Annotated in this window: 20 protein-coding genes; 17 read left to right on the forward strand and 3 right to left on the reverse strand. The window is 43.3% G+C overall.

Annotation, left to right across the window (positions count from 1 at the left end; translation table 11 throughout):
- The first annotated feature begins 228 nt into the window (after positions 1-228).
- From malK to KIV41_RS13545, 16 genes are all read left to right on the forward strand, one after another.
- Complete coding sequence (gene malK, locus KIV41_RS13470) at positions 229-1,347, forward strand: maltose/maltodextrin ABC transporter ATP-binding protein MalK (RefSeq protein ID WP_045394604.1); 1,119 nt, start codon at positions 229-231, stop codon at positions 1,345-1,347.
- 419 nt (positions 1,348-1,766) lie between these two features.
- On the forward strand, positions 1,767-3,167 hold the full coding sequence (locus KIV41_RS13475; protein ID WP_045394607.1) for an undecaprenyl-phosphate glucose phosphotransferase: 1,401 nt from the start codon (positions 1,767-1,769) through the stop codon (positions 3,165-3,167).
- The gene (locus tag KIV41_RS13480; RefSeq protein WP_252042513.1) at positions 3,157-4,365 is read left to right on the forward strand and encodes an outer membrane beta-barrel protein; all 1,209 of its coding nucleotides are present in this window, start codon (positions 3,157-3,159) and stop codon (positions 4,363-4,365) included. The genes KIV41_RS13475 and KIV41_RS13480 overlap by 11 nt, the downstream gene beginning before the upstream one ends.
- A 15-nt stretch (positions 4,366-4,380) precedes the next feature.
- Positions 4,381-4,908 carry a polysaccharide biosynthesis/export family protein gene (locus KIV41_RS13485; RefSeq protein ID WP_045394610.1) on the forward strand — a complete coding sequence of 176 codons (528 nt, stop codon included), beginning with the start codon at positions 4,381-4,383 and terminating at the stop codon, positions 4,906-4,908.
- Between the two features lie 16 nt (positions 4,909-4,924).
- Complete coding sequence (locus tag KIV41_RS13490; RefSeq protein ID WP_252042512.1) at positions 4,925-7,108, forward strand: polysaccharide biosynthesis tyrosine autokinase; 2,184 nt, start codon at positions 4,925-4,927, stop codon at positions 7,106-7,108.
- Between the two features lie 19 nt (positions 7,109-7,127).
- Positions 7,128-8,174 carry a glycosyltransferase gene (locus KIV41_RS13495; RefSeq protein ID WP_252042511.1) on the forward strand — a complete coding sequence of 349 codons (1,047 nt, stop codon included), beginning with the start codon at positions 7,128-7,130 and terminating at the stop codon, positions 8,172-8,174.
- Complete coding sequence (locus KIV41_RS13500) at positions 8,140-9,351, forward strand: O-antigen ligase (protein WP_252042510.1); 1,212 nt, start codon at positions 8,140-8,142, stop codon at positions 9,349-9,351. Before KIV41_RS13495 ends, KIV41_RS13500 begins: the two co-directional genes overlap by 35 nt.
- 30 nt (positions 9,352-9,381) lie before the next feature.
- A complete protein-coding gene (locus KIV41_RS13505; RefSeq protein ID WP_252042509.1) occupies positions 9,382-10,212 on the forward strand; it encodes a putative capsular polysaccharide synthesis family protein in 831 nt (276 codons plus the stop codon).
- Positions 10,212-11,243, forward strand: a complete 1,032-nt coding sequence (locus KIV41_RS13510; protein WP_252042507.1) for a glycosyltransferase — start codon at positions 10,212-10,214, stop codon at positions 11,241-11,243. The genes KIV41_RS13505 and KIV41_RS13510 overlap by 1 nt, the downstream gene beginning before the upstream one ends.
- Positions 11,244-11,245: 2 nt before the next feature.
- A complete protein-coding gene (locus KIV41_RS13515; RefSeq protein ID WP_045394626.1) occupies positions 11,246-12,544 on the forward strand; it encodes a lipopolysaccharide biosynthesis protein in 1,299 nt (432 codons plus the stop codon).
- Between the two features lie 5 nt (positions 12,545-12,549).
- Positions 12,550-12,939, forward strand: a complete 390-nt coding sequence (locus tag KIV41_RS13520; protein ID WP_010452734.1) for a hypothetical protein — start codon at positions 12,550-12,552, stop codon at positions 12,937-12,939.
- A 150-nt stretch (positions 12,940-13,089) separates the two neighbouring features.
- Entirely contained in the window at positions 13,090-13,410 is a 321-nt protein-coding gene (gene yqfB, locus KIV41_RS13525; protein WP_005432046.1) for a N(4)-acetylcytidine aminohydrolase, read from the forward strand.
- Between the two features lie 50 nt (positions 13,411-13,460).
- A complete protein-coding gene (locus KIV41_RS13530; RefSeq protein ID WP_045394627.1) occupies positions 13,461-14,048 on the forward strand; it encodes a TetR/AcrR family transcriptional regulator in 588 nt (195 codons plus the stop codon).
- A 102-nt stretch (positions 14,049-14,150) separates the two neighbouring features.
- Positions 14,151-15,182, forward strand: coding sequence for an NADP-dependent oxidoreductase (locus KIV41_RS13535; protein ID WP_285336665.1), 1,032 nt, complete (start codon positions 14,151-14,153; stop codon positions 15,180-15,182).
- A 14-nt stretch (positions 15,183-15,196) separates the two neighbouring features.
- A complete protein-coding gene (locus tag KIV41_RS13540; protein WP_020194040.1) occupies positions 15,197-15,814 on the forward strand; it encodes a glutathione S-transferase family protein in 618 nt (205 codons plus the stop codon).
- 294 nt (positions 15,815-16,108) lie between these two features.
- Positions 16,109-17,545, forward strand: coding sequence for a catalase (locus KIV41_RS13545; protein ID WP_088879945.1), 1,437 nt, complete (start codon positions 16,109-16,111; stop codon positions 17,543-17,545).
- A 188-nt stretch (positions 17,546-17,733) separates the two neighbouring features.
- On the opposite strand, the gene KIV41_RS13550 is transcribed toward KIV41_RS13545, so the two are convergent.
- Together KIV41_RS13550 and KIV41_RS13555 are read right to left on the reverse strand one after the other, a co-directional pair.
- Positions 17,734-18,612: an NAD(P)-dependent oxidoreductase gene (locus KIV41_RS13550; RefSeq protein WP_285336666.1), complete on the reverse strand. Its 879-nt coding sequence runs from the start codon at positions 18,610-18,612 to the stop codon at positions 17,734-17,736.
- Positions 18,613-18,728: 116 nt separating this feature from the next.
- Positions 18,729-19,097 carry a DoxX family protein gene (locus KIV41_RS13555; RefSeq protein ID WP_285336667.1) on the reverse strand — a complete coding sequence of 123 codons (369 nt, stop codon included), beginning with the start codon at positions 19,095-19,097 and terminating at the stop codon, positions 18,729-18,731.
- A 101-nt stretch (positions 19,098-19,198) separates the two neighbouring features.
- Between KIV41_RS13555 and KIV41_RS13560 the strand changes: the two genes are divergently transcribed.
- On the forward strand, positions 19,199-20,086 hold the full coding sequence (locus tag KIV41_RS13560) for a LysR family transcriptional regulator (RefSeq protein WP_285336668.1): 888 nt from the start codon (positions 19,199-19,201) through the stop codon (positions 20,084-20,086).
- A gap of 56 nt (positions 20,087-20,142) precedes the next feature.
- Here KIV41_RS13560 and KIV41_RS13565 read toward each other — a convergent pair whose 3' ends face one another.
- The gene (locus KIV41_RS13565) at positions 20,143-22,014 is read right to left on the reverse strand and encodes a fructose-specific PTS transporter subunit EIIC (RefSeq protein WP_285336669.1); all 1,872 of its coding nucleotides are present in this window, start codon (positions 22,012-22,014) and stop codon (positions 20,143-20,145) included.
- Between the last annotated feature and the right edge of the window lie 152 nt (positions 22,015-22,166).

Raw genomic sequence — 22,166 nt, forward strand, 5'->3', positions numbered from 1 at the left:
TGGTGTTGTTTGTGGTAATTATTTCACGGGGGAGACAACACGAATAATGTGGGGGAGAGAAACTCGTACTTGGCCTTGGTGGGTAGCGCTCGTTAAGAGTTTTACATGAGCGCTACCCTGTTTTTCTTACCTCCATTAATAACTTACCAATTCCTACTGTTACTGCTCGCTAGATAATTCATATAATGATGAGCGGTGAATAATAAAAATTGATCGAGGACGAGCTACATGGCGAGTGTCACGTTAAAAAATGTTTGTAAAGCGTATGGCGACGTACTGATTTCTAAAAACGTAGACCTAGAGATCAACGAAGGTGAATTCGTTGTCTTCGTAGGCCCATCAGGTTGTGGTAAATCTACCCTGTTACGTTGTATTGCCGGTCTTGAAGACATTACTTCAGGTGACTTGTATATTGGTGACCAGCGCATGAATGACATAGAACCATCTCAACGTGGTGTTGGTATGGTATTCCAGTCTTACGCTCTTTACCCACACCTAAACTTATATGACAACATGTCATTTGGTCTTAAGCTGGCAAAAGCAGACAAAGCAGAAATCGACAAACGAGTTGAGCACGCGGCAGAAATCCTTCAACTTGGTCACCTACTAGAGCGTCAACCAAAAGCGCTATCTGGTGGTCAACGTCAACGCGTTGCAATTGGTCGTACCTTGGTTTCTCAACCAAACGTATTCCTTCTTGATGAACCACTTTCTAACCTTGATGCAGCATTACGTGTAAATATGCGTGCTCAAATAACAAAACTACAACGCCAGCTAGGCTGTACCATGATCTACGTAACTCACGATCAGGTAGAAGCAATGACAATGGCAGATAAGATTGTAGTACTGGATGGTGGTTACGTATCTCAGGTTGGTAAGCCTCTAGAGCTATACCACTACCCACAGAACCGTTTTGTAGCGGGCTTTATCGGCTCACCAAAAATGAACTTCATGAGTGTGTTCATTGATGAAGTAGAAGCGGAGCGCGTGAAAGTACAGCTTTCGAATGGCGTGTCATTCTGGATCCCAGTAGACGGTACAACTGTAAACCGTGGTGATCGTATGTCTCTAGGTGTTCGTCCTGAGCATCTACTTTCAGCATCTGAGTCTGACGCCACCATTCACGGTGAGGTAATGATTGTAGAGAAGCTAGGTAACGAAACTCAGGTTTACCTAAACCTTGAAGGCGCAGACGCAGACGTTATCTACCGTCAACCTGACACATTACCAGTGGAAACTGGTGATAGACTTGAAATTGGTATCCCAGCTCATCGCTGTCACCTTTTCCATAGTGATGGTCGCGCATGCCGACGCCTATACAAAGAAAATGGCATCGACGTAGAGTAAGAATTCAATCACCTTTGCTTGCTACCAATCCCTCTCATTCGAGAGGGATTTTTTATTTTCAAACCAATTAACCACAATCGCTAACTTAGACTCTCTACTTTGTTGTGAGATTAAATAAGTAACAGTAAACCTTAGTCTTTAATGCAAAGTCCTTCCTCTACCACTTTTTCCACTCAACTTTCCAAAAGTACCATTTTTTTCTTAACTCAACGGAATTCAGCTCAAAGCGAAATTTCATGCTTATTTCCACTTAACGAAAGAGTGTGAATTTCTACACTATTTTGCGCTATTCAGCTCCGCCACCCTTAGTTGTGGCACTTAGTAACAAGCCGAACTAGCCCTTCTAAACCACCCTATAAATCACGGATTTTGAGAGACGAAACTCAAGGGCGGTAGCATGCGTAAAAAGGAATTAGCTTATGAAACACAAAGGTTTGATACGCTCTCATGAAATGGAATTCGCCTTTCTATATAGAGTTGCAGACTTATTCGTCATTATTTCTCTTATGATGGTATTTCTCATCACAGGCCCTCAAACTGTCGCAAAAGACTCTATCATCCTATCTGGCGTAGCGAGCCTTTCATTTTTGGTATTAGCCGAGAGCGGCAAACTCTATCGCTCGTGGCGTACCAGTTCGTTTAAAGAGCAAGTCTTCATCGTTTGTATTTCTTGGTTTGTTAGCTGTGCTTTCTTGTTCATCGTTGTTTATTACTCGCAAACTTATACGCTGTTCAATAAATCACTCATCACAAGCTGGGTTCTATCAACACCAATCTTCTTAATTTCATGGAGACTGATTGTGCGAAGCTTGCTCTCTTACCTACGTAAGCAGGGATACAATACTCGCACCGCAATTATTGTCGGACAAACACCTCATGGGCTTACGCTAGCTCAAGAACTGAAAAAACATGGCGAGCACGGCGTCGTATTCGATGGATTCTATGATGAACGCACACCGGATCGTCTTCCTAAAACGCCGAGCTATCCAATTAAAGGTAACGTAGCCAGTGCTCTTGAGCGCGCTAAAAATGGTGAGGTTGATTACGTCTATATCGCAATGCCAATGCATGCAAACGAACGCATTACGACTTTCTTAAATCAGTTTTCTGACACAACGGCGAACACCTATCTTATTCCCGATTTTTTCACCTACAACTTACTTCATTCACGTTGGGATCAAATTGGTGACGTACAAACATTAAGTGTTTTTGATACACCGTTTTCTGGCTTTGCGACGTGGGTAAAACGAGTAGAAGACATAGTGCTATCGAGTCTCATCTTACTACTTATTTCTCCTGTTCTACTCGCTATCGCTTTAGGGATAAAGCTGACGTCAAAAGGCCCCGTTATTTTCAAGCAAGACCGATATGGGTTAGATGGCCGCAAAATCGCCGTTTGGAAGTTTCGCTCCATGACCACCATGGAACAAGGTAGTGACGTAAAACAAGCAACAAAAAACGACCCTAGAATTACACCATTTGGAGGATTTTTACGCCGAACTTCGCTTGATGAATTACCTCAGTTTATCAACGTACTGCAGGGCACTATGTCTATCGTTGGCCCGCGTCCACATGCGGTAGCACACAATGAAGAGTATCGTCAAATCGTTGACCGCTACATGCTTCGCCACAAGGTTAAACCTGGTATTACTGGATGGGCGCAAATTAACGGATACCGTGGAGAAACGGACACCCTAGACAAAATGGAAAAGCGAGTTGAATTCGACCTAGATTATATCCATCACTGGTCAGTATGGATGGACATCAAAATCATCTTTATGACTATTTTCAAAGGGTTTACTGGCTCAAATGCGTATTAAATCACTTGCTCTCGCCATGATTTCTTTACTGGTGTCTTACAACCTAAAAGGCGAGCCGATGTCGTACACAACGGAATCAGGAATAGAGCTCACTCCTAAACTAACGTTAGACTACGAGTACAATGACAACATCGCTAGGATCGAGAAAAACCATTCTTCTGCCGTATCGGTTTATTCCGCTATTCCAAGTATCGATGTCGCAATTGAACGCAACTTATACAAAAGCTTACTTAGCTATAAGTTGGATTCGGGGCTCTCTTCCGATGAAAGTAACGACTTCAATGATCATACAGTTAGATGGTTTAACCATTTCGAGTTCAATCATAGAAACCGATTTAATGTGCGATACCAGTATCAACGCAAACATGAGAATCGCGGTGAAGGTTTGACTGAAGGACAAGGTGACACACTTCCCGACCTTGTTTATTTTCAAACTCATCAGTTGAACACCAAATATCGATTTGGCGCCAACGGCGCACGTGGAAACATCGAGCTAGGTATCAACTACTTTGATAAACGCTATACCAACTACCGTGAGAACCTGCCATTTTCACAAACTAAAAAAGCTAAGTACAACGACTTTCGGTCGCCTTCAATGACAGCTGAGTTCTATATGAGAATGGCCGCTGATACTTATTGGTTGATTGGTACCGAACAAAAGAAAACAACCTACATAACACCTAATCCAAACCAAATCTCTCGTGACGGTTTATCTTCAACGTATTTTACCGGTGTAAGTTGGGCGATTTCCGGAAAAACAACGGGGGTTGCACGCATAGGTGTACAAGACAAACACTTTGATTCAGTGCAGAGAGAAGACTTTACCGGCCTTAGTTGGGATATCGGTGCAGAGTGGACACCACAAAATCAAACTTTAGTCAGCCTATCAACCAAACAAGCGGCAATCAATCCAGATCTATATGGCGACTACAACCTACAAACCCGCGTTCATTTGACGATTGAACACAATTGGAACAGTTACCTTAAAAGCGACTTTTCTACTTCCTACCTCAATGAAGACTATACCGGAGTCGACAGAAAAGAAGACTCATACACATTGAAGGTAGGAGTCGATTACCAGTTTAGACGCTGGCTTAGTGTTAGTGGCCAATGGCAATTCATAGAAAAAGAGTCTAACTGGGCTGGTTATAGTTATGACCAAAATCTGTGGTCTCTCGCTTTTAACCTTTCCCTGTAGCAAGGATGGAACAACATGTTCAGAAATATTTTTATCTTATTTTTCAGCCTCATACTCACCCCCGCACTAGCCGAACCTATCGAGCAAAACTATGTTCTTGATACGGGAGATACTATTTCGATTCAAGTCTACGGTGAGCAAGACCTGTCCATCGAACGCATTCTGATTACTTCTGACGGTTACTTTGACTACCCCTATTTAGGCCGTATCAAAGCGATACAAAAGACACCCAAACAACTAAAGGAGGAACTTGAGGCAGGCTTAAAAGGCGACTATTTGGTCACCCCTAAAGTCATGGTTACCATCACAAGTTTTCGCCTATTTTTTGTCAACGGCGAGGTAAGAAAACCTGGTGGTTTTGCATATCAACCTGGATTGACCATCGAGAAAGCCATCGCGCTAGCAGGAGGCTTAACCGATCGAGCCTCACGAACGCAAATTCACCTAACGCAGCACTCTACAGGAAAAACTATAGAGAAAGCGAAGATGACAAGAGCAGTTAAGCCAGGCGACATTTTGTTTATCGATCAAAGCTTTTTTTAATTCGCAGGCAACACCAATGAATGGAACTCACATGACAAGCCCTCAATCAAATACCGCTGAACTCATTCGCTTTAGCCTGCATTGGCAAACACTAAAAAAGCACTGGTTTAGTATCGCACTATTTACACTGATCTTTTCTTTAGCCTGCACATGGCACATCTACTCAAAAAAGTCCGTTTATCAAGCGACAGCTACTCTACTTATACAAGAGCAGCAAAAAAGTGCTCTCTCCATTGAAGAAGTCTATGGTGTAGACACCACGCAAAAAGAGTATTTTCAAACGCAAATTGTAATACTGAAATCCAATCACATTGCTGAAAAAATCATCAATGAGTTTGAGCTCACTCGCCACCCAGAGTTTACTGGAACAAGCAAAGTCAAAAAGCTGTTTAATCAGCTTAAATCGATACCATTTGTTCAGCAGGCCTTGAATGTATCACCAAATCCTAAAGAAACATCACAGTACTCAAACACGTTTTACCAAGCACTCCATTCATATAAGCGCAAGCTAGATATTGAACCAATACGAAATACACAGCTCGTAAAAATACACTTTCGCTCAACTGACCCACAGCTAGCTACCGATATCGCCAACGCCATAGGACAGGCCTATATCGAATCTAATTTTGAAGCCAAGTTAGTCGTGACACAGAACGCGGCTTCTTGGCTAACAAACAACGCTAGCAAGCTAGAAGACCGTTTGCGCGCATCAGAATTAGCATTACAAAATTACCTTCTTCAAGAAGGTCTGATTGATATCAATGGTATCGATGATATCTACGCTAACGAACTAGAAGAGCTCAATAAGAAGCTAAACATTGCCGTTAATAAGCGAATTGAGGCACAAACTCTCATCGAGCTACTGCAGAATAAATCATCACAAAACCTGGATAGCTTATTATCCATCAATGAATTTGCAAACCACGCGCAAATTAGAGATTTAAAACACTCTGAGGCTCAAGTTCAAAAGTCGCTGTCTGAGCTTTCACAGCGATATGGGCCCAAACACGACAAAATGATTCAAGCAACAGCACAGCTTAAGTCTATTCAAAGTCGAGTACGTCAGTTGATCCAAGAACTGTCCATGAGTAAGCAACAAGACTTATTGGCAGCACAGGCTCAGGAAAACCTTCTGCGAACGGAACTAAATAACAAAAAGTCTGATTTCCAATCCCTTGGGAAACAAAAAGCAAAATACGACCAACTAAAAAGAGAAGTCGAAACCAACAAAAACCTGTATGAAACATTCTTGAGCCGCCAAAAAGAGACAACCGCAACTAGCGACTATAAGAATGTAACCGCTCGATTTACCGATCAAGCGATCATCCCTCTGCTACCCGTGGCTCCAAAGCGCATCAAATTGGTGGCTATCGCATCAATATTTGGATTCATCATTGCCTGCGTGTTAGCCGTTATCATTGAAACACTGAGAAACGTAGTAAGAACACCGCAGGAAGTAGAAGAAAAACTGGGGGTGATTTGCTTAGGCTCAATACCTAAAGTTAAACAGTTTAAATTACGCAAAAACGGTATTGATCACCGCGCATATAATCATGAGAAAGAGACGCTGTTCAGGGAAGCTTGTCGCTCAGTTCGTACTTCCTTACTACTTAAAATGGTGAACAAGAAACAGCAGGTCATCCCTTTCACATCAGCTATTCCGAAAGAAGGAAAAACGTCGACCGCCATCAGTATGGCGATGTCACTTTCATCGATGGAAAAGGTAATCATCATTGATTGTGACCTAAGAAGGCCTTCGGTAGCCAAACGCTTTGAGCTACCAGAAGATAGCATAGGCTTAACACACCACCTAACCATGGGGATCCCATTATCAGACTGTATTTATCATATAGATGATACAGAACTAGATGTATTACCAGCAGGTCTCCATGCACCAAACCCACAAGAGCTTCTATCTTCGCCTCAGTTTAAATCCCTGATAGAGCAGCTTTCGACTAAATATGATCGAATTATCATTGATACTCCGCCGCTTCTGTCAGTCTCGGACGCGCTCATTTTAGGCAAAATCGCAGATGGTTTGGTTACTGTCATTCGCTATGAATCAACCAAAGTTTCACTGGTTAAACTCGCCCTTTCAAAGCAGTTTAACCACTCAATTCCTATATTAGGCTCGTTAATTACTCAGGCTCAATTCGATATTGGTGAAACACAATATATAAAACTATACGCACACCAGTAATTATACGGGAACCGTTTACATGAAAATCTTACATATTATTAATGACTTATCAAAAAATGGTGGAGCACAACGATTCCTAATAGACCTCGTATCGCACTATGACCCACATTTCGAGATCAAGGTTTTAATCCTTTCAGATGAAAATGAGTATCAGGCGGAGCTAAAAGAGTGTGGGGTTCAATACCTAAGTTGGAAATCCCTAACTTTTCAACAAAAGTGGAACCTACTGCGTTGGCCAGACCTAGTCCATGGTCACCTCTATCCTTCTATCTATCTAGCCCTACTCGCCATTGGAAAAAAAAGGTTACAGACCGAGCACAACACGACAAATCGCAGAAGAGACTACCCAATGCTCAAATTTATGGAGTATTGGTTGTATAAAAGTTTCGACATGACCATTTGCATTACGGGTCGAGTTCAAGAAGAGCTCATTAGGTTCATGCCCCGATACCAAAGCAAATATAGCGTCGTTTACAATGGTGTTGAGTTAAGTAAATTTACAATGCAGCCGAAAATCCGCAGCGCTTTTGCTAAAGATAAAGTGTTCAAAATAGGCATGGCTGGCCGCCTACATAACTATAAGGATCACGAGTCTTTATTACGGGCCATGCAATCTTTGCCGCAGAATTATGAGCTGCATTTAGCAGGTGGAGGCCCTAAGCAAGAAGAGTTGCAAGCACTCGCTACATCGTTAGGAATAGAGCAGCGAGTACACTGGTATGGTGTTATCTCTGATATACCGAATTTTTTAAATAGTTTGGACGTCTACGTCCAGTCATCTTTGGTAGAGGGGTTTGGCCTAGCCTCTGTTGAAGCGATGGCAAGTGGATTGCCCGTATTGGGCTCTGATGTTCCAGGGCTCGATGAAGTAATTGGCGACTCACGCTACCTTTTCCCTACAGGATCGCCCACTTTACTTGCAGATAAAATTCTTACCATCACCAATGATATCGACACATATAACGAGGCGAGCCGTTACTCCGTAGAGCGAGCCAGCCTATATACAATCGATAAGTTTCGGGAGGGATATTATGCAGCCTACGCTCAACTATGTCCCGAGAAGTAAGTCATATAGTTATTTGGCTGCGTTGATCCTGGCTTTATTTTTTATCCCCGTAAAAATATCAATGTTTGGCGTAAAACTGGCGCTCTCCGATATCGCCAGTCTTGCTTCACTTGGCCTCTCATTGCTTATTATTCTTGAAGGGAAAGCCACAAGGCTCTATCACCCATTTTTTGGCTTTATACTCTGCTTCATTGCCTATATCGGGCTTAATGGTTTATTAAATCAAGTGCCTGCTAGGTTTGTAATAACAGAGGTAATTCAATGGCTAGCTATCTTAAGCCTGCTCAGTATTCTCTATGCTTACAAGTGCTTTGAAGACAAACTCACCATCATTTGCTTTATTCAATGGCTGTTTTTGATTTGCTTCGTTGTCGCAGCATGGCACTTCATACAAGGATACCAATCTGGCTTTAAGTTACTCGGGACCAGTAAGTATGCATTCGGTGCACTCTGTGCCCTACTTTACATCTATCGCAACCATGTGCCTTGGTTCAAAGTTATGATGCTATGTGCCTTTGCTATGCTGATTCTTTCCCAAGAGCGAAAAGCACTACTCGCATTTTTCTGCATGGTCACTTTTGATCAAGTGATATTACAAAAAGAGCTAAATAAACGGTCAAGCAACTTGCACTTTGTTTTGCTCATATCAACCTTTCTTTTAATCGCTTTGGCCTTCTGGTCTTTTTTCCTTTACTTCGGTTCAGAGCAGTTGTCAGAGCTACTAGAAATTACCCGAGAAGACATCGTTTTTGCTAATCAAAGTGAGGCCCGCTGGGTATCTAATTTACATAGAAAGCTATTGTTAGTTAATGGCACTGACATTTTGATGAATAATATTATGCTCGGCGTCGGTGCAAAAATGCTTCCTTCTTATATGATCAATTACTTTACCTACGACCAACTCGCTATTTATACCCATAACTTTATACTCGACACATCTATTGAGTATGGTGTGATTGGTATTGTTCTGTTATTTGGAGGTTATTTATCTTTCATTTTAAAAGGGTTGAAAACACTAGATAAAAACAGATCAACGGTACTACTTTCTATCTACGCATTAATAATGGTCTTTTTTGTTGCTGTTAATACAACCATTATTTTACTGCTTTTGATACCGGTAGCCATGAGCCAACACTCACATGTATTTCAAAGCAAATTTACTGCAATCTCTGAATGAGATTACTATTTAAAAATCAAGGAAGAATTAATGAAGTATTCTATTCGTCGACAATTAGAAAAAAATAAATATCTTAATGATGAAAATTTTGTACTTGTTTATCAAATGGGCAAAGTTGGGTCGTCTTCGATCGAGCACTCATTAAACTTAAACAATATCCCTAGTTACCATATCCATACATTTGATGATCATGAAGAGTTTCACATGTATCACAATACCCATGATGTCAAAAAGTTTTTTGAGCCGACCAAGAGATTTGCTTACCGTATGGTTCTTAAGCACCGCAGGCACTTGCTTCAAAAAAGAGATAACTTAAAAATAATCACATTGGTTAGAGATCCTGTTGCTACGGTCTTGTCACGTTTCTTTCAAGACTTACATATACAGTTTATCGAAGGAAAAAAGAACGAATCTATCCATAAGGATATGAATGAAACTTATCTTCACCTCGAACATTGCTTTGATAATCACATTAATAAAAGCTACTTTTCAAATTGGTTCGATAATGAACTAAAGAGAAATTTCAACATCGATATTTTCACCGAAGAGACGGACTGTTCACAGCCATCTTTCCGATTCACCCACAACAATCGGGATGTTCTATTAGTTAAGTGCGAATCACTATCAAATCTGAATAATGAATTATCTGAATTTCTTCAGATAGACGACTTTGAATTAAAAAACAGTAATGAAGCCAAAAACAAATGGTATTCAAACATATATGCATACTTTAAGAAAAGGTATGACTTCTCAAAACTATTTTATATGTACGATCTTCCTCTTTATCGCCACCTCTACTCCGCTCAGGAAATAGATCAATTTAAGAATAAGTGGCTAACGGCGATGGAAGGCACTCGATAATGAAAAAGATTCTCCACATAACAGAAGCATTTGGTGGCGGAGTGCAAACCGCACTTTATAGTTATCTTCAATCTTCTCGAACTGAGCCATACCAACATTTTCTCTTTGCCCGTGCTCGCCAAGAAGATATGACTAGAGAAGGAGGCGAAGACGGTTTTAGTCACGTTCAATGGAGTCAAGGTAATGTCCTCCAATTTATGATGGATGCAAATAGGTTTATCGATCAAGTTCAGCCCGACATTGTTCATTTGCACTCAAGCAAGGCTGGATTTCTTGGTCGTTTCCTCCGTTTAGGTAAAGCGCAGCTTGTCTACACGCCACACTGCTACTCATTTGAACGTAAAGACATTACTCCTCTTGAAAGAGCGGTTTATCGGACTCTAGAAAAACTCTTGATTCGGCGTATCGATGTTGTTGCAGGTTGCAGTCAGCGTGAATGTGATTTGGCATTACAGCTAGGAGCCAAAAAGTCAGAGCTGTTAAACAACTTCGTGACGTATACCGATATTGCTAGTTCCCCTTCTATCGATACAGATACCGTAAAAATCACAATACTAGGTCGCGTAGCACCCCAAAAAGATCCTCAATTTCTGATTGATACTCTTACAGAGCTAAAACATCTACCGGTAGCTAGGAAGTACACCATTAATTGGATTGGTGGAGGAGACAATGAGCTAGAAGCGGCGCTGAAAAAATGCGGTATAAACGTCACTGGTATGCTGCCTCGCGATGAAGTAATGATTCGGCTAAAAGAATCCGATTTATATTTACACACTGCTGCTTGGGAGGGGATGCCATTAACGATCCTTGAAGCATCCAAACTGCACGTCCCAATGGTAATCCGCTCTATAGGGGCAACCGAAAATCTCAATTACCCATTTTTGGCTAAAACATCCGTCGAAATGGCTAAGCAAATCGCTCACTGTATAAATAATTATGATGAGATAGATTTCAAGCGTTATTCACAGGAGGTCAATCATTCTTTCAGTGAAAATAATCAACGCCTCGCACTCGTTAACATCTACGGGTAGCAATGCAAATTAGAGCCTTTAGTTATCTAAAAGAATATAGCCGCTACAAAGGTAGGTTATTCAGCTCGCTGGCAATTGCTGGAGCGTTGAGAGTGGTTAGCTCAGCTTGCGCTATTTCACTAACCATTTTGGTGGCGCATATTTCAAATGCTCAAACCACAGGTGAATTTTTCCTTATGTTCAACCTGTTGTTTTTTCTATCTATCGTTGGTCAGCTCGGATATGACCATGCCTTACTGAAAACGAATGCAATTGCTCATAGTCACCAACACAGAACACAGCAATGTAAAAATCTTCACGTAGCTCTACAAAATAGTCTGGTCTTCTGTATCGTTCTTTGCAGCTTATCGTTCATGGCTTTTCGATTGTTTATGCTGCAAACAACGATACCAGAATTGGCCTTTATAATGATGCTTTGCGGTGTACCACTGGTCGCTTTCAGCCAGCTTATTAGTCGCGCCTTGCAGGCACAGAACAAGCTGTTTTCATCGTTGTTTTCATTTCAACTTGGAATTAACAGCTTAATAGTATTAGTGCTAATCAGCATACCGCTAAAAAGACCATTAAGTAGCGATGAGCTTATGGCAGTTCTGCTAACAGTAATTGCAGTAGTGGCGATACTCTCCACCATTTTTGGAATCAAATCCGGTGCTCTTACTTCGATAAAGCCAGCACGCAACGGAGCATTGACTAGGTCTGCACGGAAAATATGGGCAGGGAATGTTGTCCTACACTCTACACAGTGGCTTAGCCTTCCGCTAGCAGCGACGTTAGTGACATCAAGTGAACTGGGCTTACTCGCAACAGCTCAAAGAACATCACTTGTTGTCGGTTTTATACTAGTCACAATTAACTTCGTATTTGCACCGAAATTTGCTTCTTTTTATCAACAAAAAGAGCTCAACAAACTCAAAAAATTGAGTCAGGTATCTTGCCGATTAAGTCTAATCGCATCGATACTGCCTGTGCTAGCTTTACTCTTCTATTCTGAGTACATCATGCGATTGTATGGTGACGAATTTGCCTCAGCAGCGTCTATCTTAAAAATACTCTCGCTAGGGCAAATGGTTAATGCGGCTACTGGCTCAACAGGCTGTCTCTTACTGATGACAGGATTTGAAGAAACAGTAAGAAAAATCTCCTTTACTTCATCATTTGTTCTCATACTTTCGCTTGTTATCCTCACCTATCTTTATGGTGTAATCGGCTCCGCGTGGGCAATGACGATTAGTATGACACTGCAAAATCTACTATCCCTTTACTACGTCAGAGTGAGACTTGGATTTTCACCCATAGGCTAACAAATATGTACCTCTCGATTTCACGAATCATTTTTATCATTGTCATTCTCATCGCCTTGTCTCTCACTACATGGAAGAGTTCAAGTTTTTATCATCCAGAATACCTTCACTTCGAGAACTTTTTTGGAGGATCCGTTACATTTCATGCCCTGTTTAGCTTCTTAATTGGACTCACCTCCGTATTCAGTTTTCCGGCTCTCGCTCGTACGACAGGCCATGACCTTTTTGGGATTCGGCTCCTAATCCTTTTACTGCTCATTGTCTCCTTAGAGGAGTTCAGCCAACTATTTATTTCAACTCGCTCTTTTAGTTTTGATGACTTAAGCACTAACTGGATCTGGATTATATTAGGTTATTTCTGTGCCAAACTTATGAAACTCATTGTTAAACAATAATATTTTCGGCGCACTCACACTCTAAAGCAACAAACTACATGCCTCGAAATAGCAACTCAACATAGGTGTCTTTGGTGAGCACTTTTTTGGATATTTTTCTTAAAGGGCGAGATATACTCTCGCCCTATTACATTAATATGAGCATCGGTTATGTCTTCACATCCAACTAAAATCACGTTCTTTGAATTCCTAACGCCACTTATCACTGCAGGTAAAAAGACGATCACGATTCGTGATGAATCAGAAAGCCACTACGTGCCAAACACCGAAGTGGAAGTATTTACCCTAGAAACAGACCGCAAAGTATGTGACATCAAAATCCTATCAGTTGCACCACTGAAGTTTGATGACATCAACGAGTTCCACGCAGAACAAGAAGCGATTGAACTGCCAAAACTGAAAGAGCTTATTCGCGAGATCTACCCGAACATCGATGAGTTGTATGTCATTGAGTACGAGCTGATCAAGTAAGAACCATAAATTACTAGACGACTGGTCTAATCGCTTTTATAGTATTGCTCATGAACGCAAAAACGAACGATACACGCCAACACATTCTCGATGTCGGCTACCAATTGGTAGTGACCAAAGGTTTTACCAGTGTTGGACTCTCTGAACTGTTAAAGGCAGCGGATGTGCCGAAAGGCTCTTTCTACCATTACTTTAAATCGAAAGAGCAATTTGGTGAGGCATTGATTGAAGATTACTTCTCTCACTACCTTAAGATGATCACAGCCCACTTTACTGAAAGTGAAGGCTCTGGTTGCGACCGCCTTTTGAGCTATTTCGAACGCTGGATGGCGATTGAAAATGGCCAATGTAACGCCAATAAATGCTTAGTGGTGAAGTTGAGTGCTGAAGTCTCTGATCTTTCAGAAGCAATGCGCGTAAAACTGGCTTCGGGAGCCACTCAAGTGGTGAAAACCATCGAAGATTGTGTCCAAGCGGGCATTGAAGACGGCTCTATCCAAGTTGAGTCAGCAGAGCAGACTGCCCACTTGATTTACCATCAATGGATTGGTGCAAGCTTACTCAACAAACTGTATCAGGATCGTTCCGGTTTAATGCGTAGCTTTGAGAGCACTCAAAGTATGCTAAAAGGCAAATAACGAACCACACTTAATCCGCCTTATCTTTACCCAAAAAGTACGGCGGATTTTTTAGGAATCAAAACTAGACGACTGGTCTAATAATTAATATAGGAACTTACCATGACCCAAACGCTCAACCGTCAAATCGTATTGGCTAACCGTCCAAAAGGTTCGCCAGTCCCAGAGAACTTCCGTTTAGAACAAACTGCCATCCCTACTCCGAGTGAAGGTGAAGTGCTTTTGCGCAGCGTGTATCTGTCTCTTGACCCATATATGCGCGGCCGTATGAATGAAGGCAAATCCTACGCTGATCCTGTAGAGCTAAACGATGTGATGGTTGGCGGAACCGTTTGCCAGGTGGTGGAATCGAAGAACTCTGATTTCCAAACTGGCGAATGGGTTGTGGCTTACACAGGCTGGCAAGATTACGCGCTATCTGACGGCGAAGGTCTGTTTAAGTTAGGCAATGAGCCGACGCATCCTTCTTATGCCCTTGGTGTGCTTGGTATGCCTGGCTTTACCGCTTATGTGGGTTTATTGGAAATTGGTCAGCCTCAAGCTGGTGATACCCTAGTTGTCGCTGCGGCAACCGGTGCAGTAGGCTCCATGGTTGGTCAAATCGGTAAGCTAAAAGGTTGTCGCGTAATCGGTGTCGCAGGCGGTGCAGAGAAGTGCCAGTACGCAAAAGAGACCCTAGGCTTTGATGAATGTCTTGATCACACTGCAGATGACTTTGCTGAGCAACTAGCAGCAACATGTGACAAAGGCATCGATGTCTACTTCGAAAACGTAGGCGGAAAAGTCTTTGATGCCGTATTACCTCTGCTAAATGTCGGCGCTCGCGTGCCACTTTGTGGTTTGATTTCTCAATACAACGCGACAGCATTACCAGAAGGCCCAGATCGTATGTCGATGCTGATGGGTAACATTCTGGTTAAACGCATCAAGATGCAAGGCTTCATCATTTTTGACCACTATGAGCAAAGCTACACAAACTTCGTCAAAGATGTAAACCAATGGCTAGCAGAAGGCAAAATCCACTATCGCGAACATCTAGTAGAAGGTTTAGAAAACGCGCCAGAGGCATTCATCGGTCTACTGGAAGGCAAAAACTTCGGCAAGCTTGTTATTCAAACCAATCAACCTGTATAAGAAAGGATTCTTCTATGATTAAACTGCATCATTTAAACCAGTCTCGCTCAAAACGTATCATTTGGTTGTTAGAAGAATTGGGGGTGGATTATGAGATCGTGCCTTACCTTCGTGACAGCGTCACCTTCCTTGCGCCACCTGAGCTCAAGAGCATTCACCCACTCGGCAAGTCACCTGTATTGGAAGATGGCGACGAGATCGTTACAGAGTCTGGTGCTATCACTGAATACTTAATTGAAAAGTATGCAGATGGACGTTTTGCACCAGAGCGTGGCAGCAAAGCTTACACGCAGTACATTCAATGGCTGCATTTTGCAGAGAGCTCAGCCATGGTTCCCCTGCTGCTCAAGATGTTTGTTGCTAAAGATGGCGCACAGACCAATTTCCTTGCGGACTACGCCGATGCGGAAACCATGAAAGTCATGGGCTACGTTGATCAAAGCCTAGAAGGGAAAACCTACTTTGTAGAAGAGCGACTAACAGGCGCAGATTTCATGATGTCTTTTGTCGTCGATGTCCTAAACAAGTTTGGCGTCATTGAGCGCTTCCCAAACATCCAACGTTATGGTGCACAGCTCGCGACTCACCCTGCGTTTACTAAAGCAGAAGAACTTGAGGTGAAATTCGGTTAATCGAGTTGAGGCCTTCTCAAACCATTGAGAATTTCTGCCTATTTGAACGATTTAGAATAGGCAGGAATTATTCACACAGACCACAGTTAGAAGTTATCTTTAATCCATACGACAAATAATGTTAATTGACACAAAGCCATTAATTAACAACCACTTAAAGCATAGGTGATACCTATCACACTGATTGCTAATAACAGTTTTTTTATTCTCAGTTGCAGCGCTATTCTCCTCGCATAACTTTCGAGCAGTTGCCGAAAAGTCGATAAATAATCACTATATTGCAAGGAAACTCAAATGAGCAAAAAACTGACTACGGCAGCAGGTTGCCCTGTCGCCCATAACCAAAACGTTATGACTGCTGGTCCTCGTGGCCCTCAACTACTACAAGACGTTTGGTTCCTTGAAAAACTAGCACATTTTGATCGTGAAGTGATCCCAGAGCGTCGTATGCACGCGAAAGGTTCTGGCGCTTACGGTACATTCACCGTAACTCACGACATCACTAAATACACTCGCGCTAAGATCTTCTCTGATATCGGTAAAAAAACCGAACTATTCGCTCGATTCACTACCGTAGCTGGTGAGCGCGGTGCAGCAGACGCAGAACGCGACATCCGTGGTTTCGCACTAAAATTCTACACTGAAGAAGGTAACTGGGACTTGGTTGGTAACAACACACCAGTATTCTTCCTACGTGACCCACTAAAATTCCCAGACCTAAACCACGCAGTAAAACGCGACCCTCGCACTAACATGCGTAGCTCTACCAACAACTGGGACTTCTGGACATCACTACCAGAAGCATTCCACCAAGTGACTATCGTAATGAGTGACCGTGGTATCCCAGCGTCTTACCGTCATATGCATGGTTTTGGTAGCCACACATTCAGCTTCATCAACGCAGAAAACGAGCGTTACTGGGTGAAATTCCACTTCAAAACTCAGCAAGGCATCAAAAACCTGACTGACCAAGAAGCTGAAGCGATCGTAGGTAAAGACCGCGAAAGCCACCACCGTGACCTTTACGAGGCAATTGAGCGTCAAGACTTCCCTAAATGGAAGATGTACGTACAGATCATGCCGGAACTAGAAGCGGATGAGGTCAACTTCAACCCATTCGACCTAACAAAAGTATGGTCTCAGAAAGATTACCCACTGATCCCAGTTGGTGAGTTCGAACTGAACCGTAACCCAGAAAACTTCTACGCAGAGGTTGAGCAATCAGCGTTCAACCCAGCAGCAGTAGTACCTGGTATCGGCTTCTCACCAGATAAGATGCTACAAGGTCGTCTGTTCGCTTACGGCGATGCTCAGCGTTACCGTCTAGGTGTGAACCACCATCAAATCCCAGTGAACGCACCTCGTTGCCCTGTTCACAGCTACCACCGCGATGGCGCAATGCGCGTTGATGGCAACTTTGGTTCAACACTAGGTTACGAGCCAAACTACAAACAAGAATGGGCAGAGCAACCAGATTACTCTGAGCCACCTCTACGCATCAATGGCAACGCTGATCACTACGATCACCGTGTAGACGAAGACTACTTCAGCCAAGCGGGTGACCTATTCCGTCTGATGAACGAAGAGCAACGTCAAACTCTGTTCGACAACACAGCTCGCGCAATGGACGGTGTGCCAGAGTTCATCCAACAGCGCCACGTTCAACATGCATACCAAGCGGACGAAGCGTACGGCAAAGGTCTTGAGGTTGCGCTAGGCTTAAACAAGTAAGCAAACGCTGTAATCATCACACCGAGTGATTAAAAGACATAAAAAAGGAGGTGCTCTAAAGCACCTCCTGATTACAAATCATTAATCACTAATCAAAAACCATGCTCAAGGAGATTCATTATGATCAACTTAGATTTCTTTAAGCTCTTTGATACCAAAGAACTGTTTATCTATTACTGATTCATCAACTACTGATTTTTAGCGACCGCTTTGATCAGTACTGATGTATCCATGCGACCTAAACCATCTCGTTGAAGGTCTGCGTATTGCTCATCCACTTTCTTAGTCAGTGGAAGCTCTAGACCCATTCGTTCTGCTTCTTGCAGACAGAAACCCAAGTCTTTGCGCATCCAATCAATAGCGAAGCCAAAATCGAACTTATCTTCCGCCATGGTATTTGCGCGGTTTTCCATCTGCCATGAACCTGCAGCGCCATGCTTCAGCGTTTCTACAACTTGAGCGATGTCCAAGCCTGATTTTTGTGCCAGCAACAAAGCTTCACTCAGCCCTTGTAAAACGCCACCAATACAGATTTGGTTTACCATCTTACAGCGTTGACCCTGACCGTTTTCACCCAGTAGCGTCATCTGCTTCGCGTACACATCCATTGCTGGAGACACACGGTCAAAGATGCTCTGCTCGCCGCCACACATGATAGTTAGAACACCATTTTCTGCGCCCGCTTGACCACCAGAAACTGGCGCATCAATGAAGTGATTGCCGTACTTAACACACGCTTCAGCCAGCTCAACCGCTAAGTCTGCAGAAGTCGTCGTGTGATCCACTAACACTGCATCCGCTTTCAAGCCAACCAGAATGCCTTCTTCACCGTAAACAACGCTACGAACGTCATCATCATTACCCACACAGGTGAAAACGATGTCACAGCCTTCTGCCGCTTCACGTGGTGTTTCACAAGCCACACCTTGGTATTCTTCAGCCCACTTATCGGCTTTCGCTTTTGTGCGGTTGTATACTTTGGTTTCAAAGCCCGCTTTACTTAGGTAACCAGCCATTGGGTATCCCATCACACCCAGACCAATAAATGCTACTCTTAGTTTTTCCATTGCAAGCCTCCTTGAATTCGAAATAAGTGACGTTTTGAAACTATTACTATTTGAAACCGTTAATATTTGAAACATGTTACTAAAGATTTCAGAACATTACTTGCAATAATTTCGTCTTAAATAAGCGCAACAAACTCAATTAAAGGCGAAGCCACCAAAAGTGATAATAAAAGCGTCACCATTGACGGAATCGCATCTTTCCAAGTATCAAAACGAAAATGGAAAAACATCGCACCAACTGAGGTGAAAACAATAAAACTTGCACCTATCGCACTTAACAAGTTGTTCGTCGATAACAAGCCAATTAACATCAAAATTGCACCCGTTACCTCGACCAGTCCAACCAAAAACATAGCGGCACGGTTCAGTCCATATTTATGAAAGAAAGCGAGCTGTGGCCCAAAAATCGGCTTCACCCAACCGATGATTTTGATAGAACTAGCAAACAAGAAAAATGCGATTAACAACCCTTGAATCAATACCATAATTTTAACTCCCGAACAGATAATGGAAGTATTAAAGCATTCCACTTAAAACTTAAGGAGGGTAGTATTTAGCTACTTATCATTCCAAACAGGAATGCATCATGGATAAATTTGATTGTTTGAAAGTCTTTTCTCGTGTCGCTCAGTTAGGTTCATTTACTTCCGCGGCTAACGAACTCAATACCACTCAGAGTGCGGTGAGCAAGAAGATCGCTTGGCTTGAGAGTGAAGTCGGCATCACCTTGTTTCATCGTCATGCTCGCGCTATCAGCTTAACTTCTGGTGGAAAACAATATCTCGAATTGGCGCAGACACTCACAGAACAAATGGATTCCTTCGAGTCGCAGCTTAGACAAGAGCAAGCGTCGGTCTCTGGCGAGCTCAAGCTTTCAGTGCCGAGTGCGTTTAGCGTTCGCTTATTATCTGCGCCACTGAATGAGTTTCTCAACCAACATCCAGAACTTAGCGTTGATGTGTCGGTTTCAGACAAGTTTGTCGATTTAGTTGAAGGCAATGTTGATATCGCGATTCGTGCCGCCTACCTAAAAGACTCGGGGTTAAAAGCACGTTGGTTGATGGATAACGAATTGGTTTACTTCGCCTCTCCAAGCTACCTCGACAAGCGCGACCCTATTCTTAGTGCTAACGATTTGAGTACGCACTGCTGCTTAACCTACTCACTCTCCAACCCATCCAACTTGTGGCGTTTCAGCGATGGTGATGAAGCCATTAAAGTCAAAGTGAAAGAGCAGGTTCGAAGTGATAGTCCTGAAATGTTGGTGCAAATGGCAAAGCTTGGGCAAGGCATCGCTGCAATGCCAAAATGGATGGTAGAACAAGAGCTTAATAACGGTGAGTTAATCCAAGTACTAACGCAATATCAATCAGTTAAGCTACCAATGTATTTGGTTTACAAAGATAGTGAGTACCAACCTCAGCGCATTCGCACTTTCATTGATTTCTTGGTTAAGCACTTTTCTCAGGGATAAAAAAAGCTCCACCAAAAATGATGGAGCTAACGAGCAGATAGCCGGGGGCTATATACTTAAGGGATTCTTTTCACCTGCAACAGTGCTGCGGCATTGAGCATCGCATCTTTAGTGCTGACATCCAGCACCTTCATTTTTCTGAAGCGCTCCGGCTCTTTGATGGCTACATCGTGAGCAAAGATAACAAACCTAGCCTTGGCGATATCTTTGTCAGTGATTCGGTTAATGATGCCGTTCGCTCCTTGCGTTTCGACCTTGATCTTAATGCCTAACGCACAGGCAGCTTTCTCTAATGACTTCGCCGCTAAGAAGGTGTGCGCCACACCTGATGGACAAGACGTCACGGCAAGAATGTCTGCTTCGCCCTCGCCTTGCACAGACGTGTAAGCTTGAGATTGACCAACCGGACTATCGTCTTCTGTGACTGTCTTCTTAAGCGCAATAACAATCAATGCTGTGGTAAGCGACCCTGCGATTGTGCCAACTATGTAGCCAATCTTGCCGTCAACGACTGGCAGTACAATCCAGCCGCCCCACGGAGCATGGTTAATAACATGGAACATAAATCCAATCACGTTACCGACAATACCACCAGCAACAATAGCAGGTAGTACGCGTGCTGGGTCTCCGGCTGCAAACGGAATCGCCCCTTCGCTGATACCAATCATGCCCATGATGCCCGCCGCTTTACCCGCCTCACGTTCATCACGTTTAAACTTACTTGGCGATAGGAAAGTTGCTAACGCCATGCCCAGAGGCGGGGTACAAATCGCAATACCGACACCACCCATTAGCCACGGTTGAGTATTTACCTGTGTCTGAGCAAACAAAGTCGCCACTTTGTTGATAGGACCGCCCATGTCAAACGCGGTCATTGCGCCTAGTACGGTCCCCAACATCACTTTGCCAGAGCCCGCCATCCCCGTGAGCACATCATTCATGGTCGTCATTGCGCTGGCGATAGGCGCACCAATCACCCACATCACTGCGCCACAGGTAACAAACGTACCAACCAGTGGGTAGATAAAGATCGAGCCAAGCGAGCTCATGCTGTCCGGCAATTGAATTTTCTTCAGCAACCAAACCACAAAGCCGGCGAAAAATCCGACCACAATCGCGCCCAAGAAGCCGGTGTTGTAGTGACTAACTGCAATCCATGAGCCAATCATGCCCGGAGCAAGCCCTGGCTTATCCGCAATCGAATAGGCAATGTAACCGCCTAACACCGCGGTAAACAGCGTCAAACCTGCGATACCCATCTCAGCAATATCTGCCAAAATACCTTCTTTTGGAACGCCGCCATGGCCTGAAATCATCACAGAAAGAGACAGCAACACGCCACCTGCGACAATAAACGGGATCATGTGAGAAGTACCGAACAGCAAGTGCTCTTTCATTCTACTCAGCTTTTGCGCCCAAGGACTGAGGGGCTCAGACGCAAACTCCAAAGGGTTTAACCCTGAGTCATTCGCATTCGATTGAATATCAGTGAGTAGCTCGCGAGCTTCCTCCACTGACTCCGCCGCTTTTAACTTATTAACGAAACCATCTTCAATGATTTTTGTGGAGATTTGTGCCAAGACTTCAATGTGGTGGTGATCATCCCCATCCGGAGAAGCCAGCATAAAAAATACGTCAGACAGTTCGCCATCATCAGCACCGTAATCAATCCCTTTTCGGCTGATGCCCACTGCCACTGCGGGTTTAGCGACCGCATTGCTTTTGGCGTGAGGAATGGCAATACCCTCGTCAAAGCCGGTATTGCCAATCTCTTCTCGTTTCCAAATATCCGCCAAGAACTGACTTTTGCTAGTGAGCTTGCCCGCCGCGTCCAACAATTCGACGAGCTCTTTGAGCGCTTCATCTTTGGTTTGAGCCTGCAAATCCAAGCAAATGGTTTCCGGCTCAATAAGGTTTAATATGTCCATTGTTTGTACCTTGCAATGTTCACGCTCGTGAGTCATGAGTTAAATTTGTCCATCTATGACTGCGTACAGAGTAACCAACACTCGTCCTTTTCAATACAGGACAAAAAGTGCATTAACTGGATTAATGTAACATGAGATTTAAACTGTGATAG

It is taken from the genome of Vibrio sp. D401a, assembly GCF_030248515.1.
GTDB lineage: Bacteria > Pseudomonadota > Gammaproteobacteria > Enterobacterales > Vibrionaceae > Vibrio > Vibrio rotiferianus.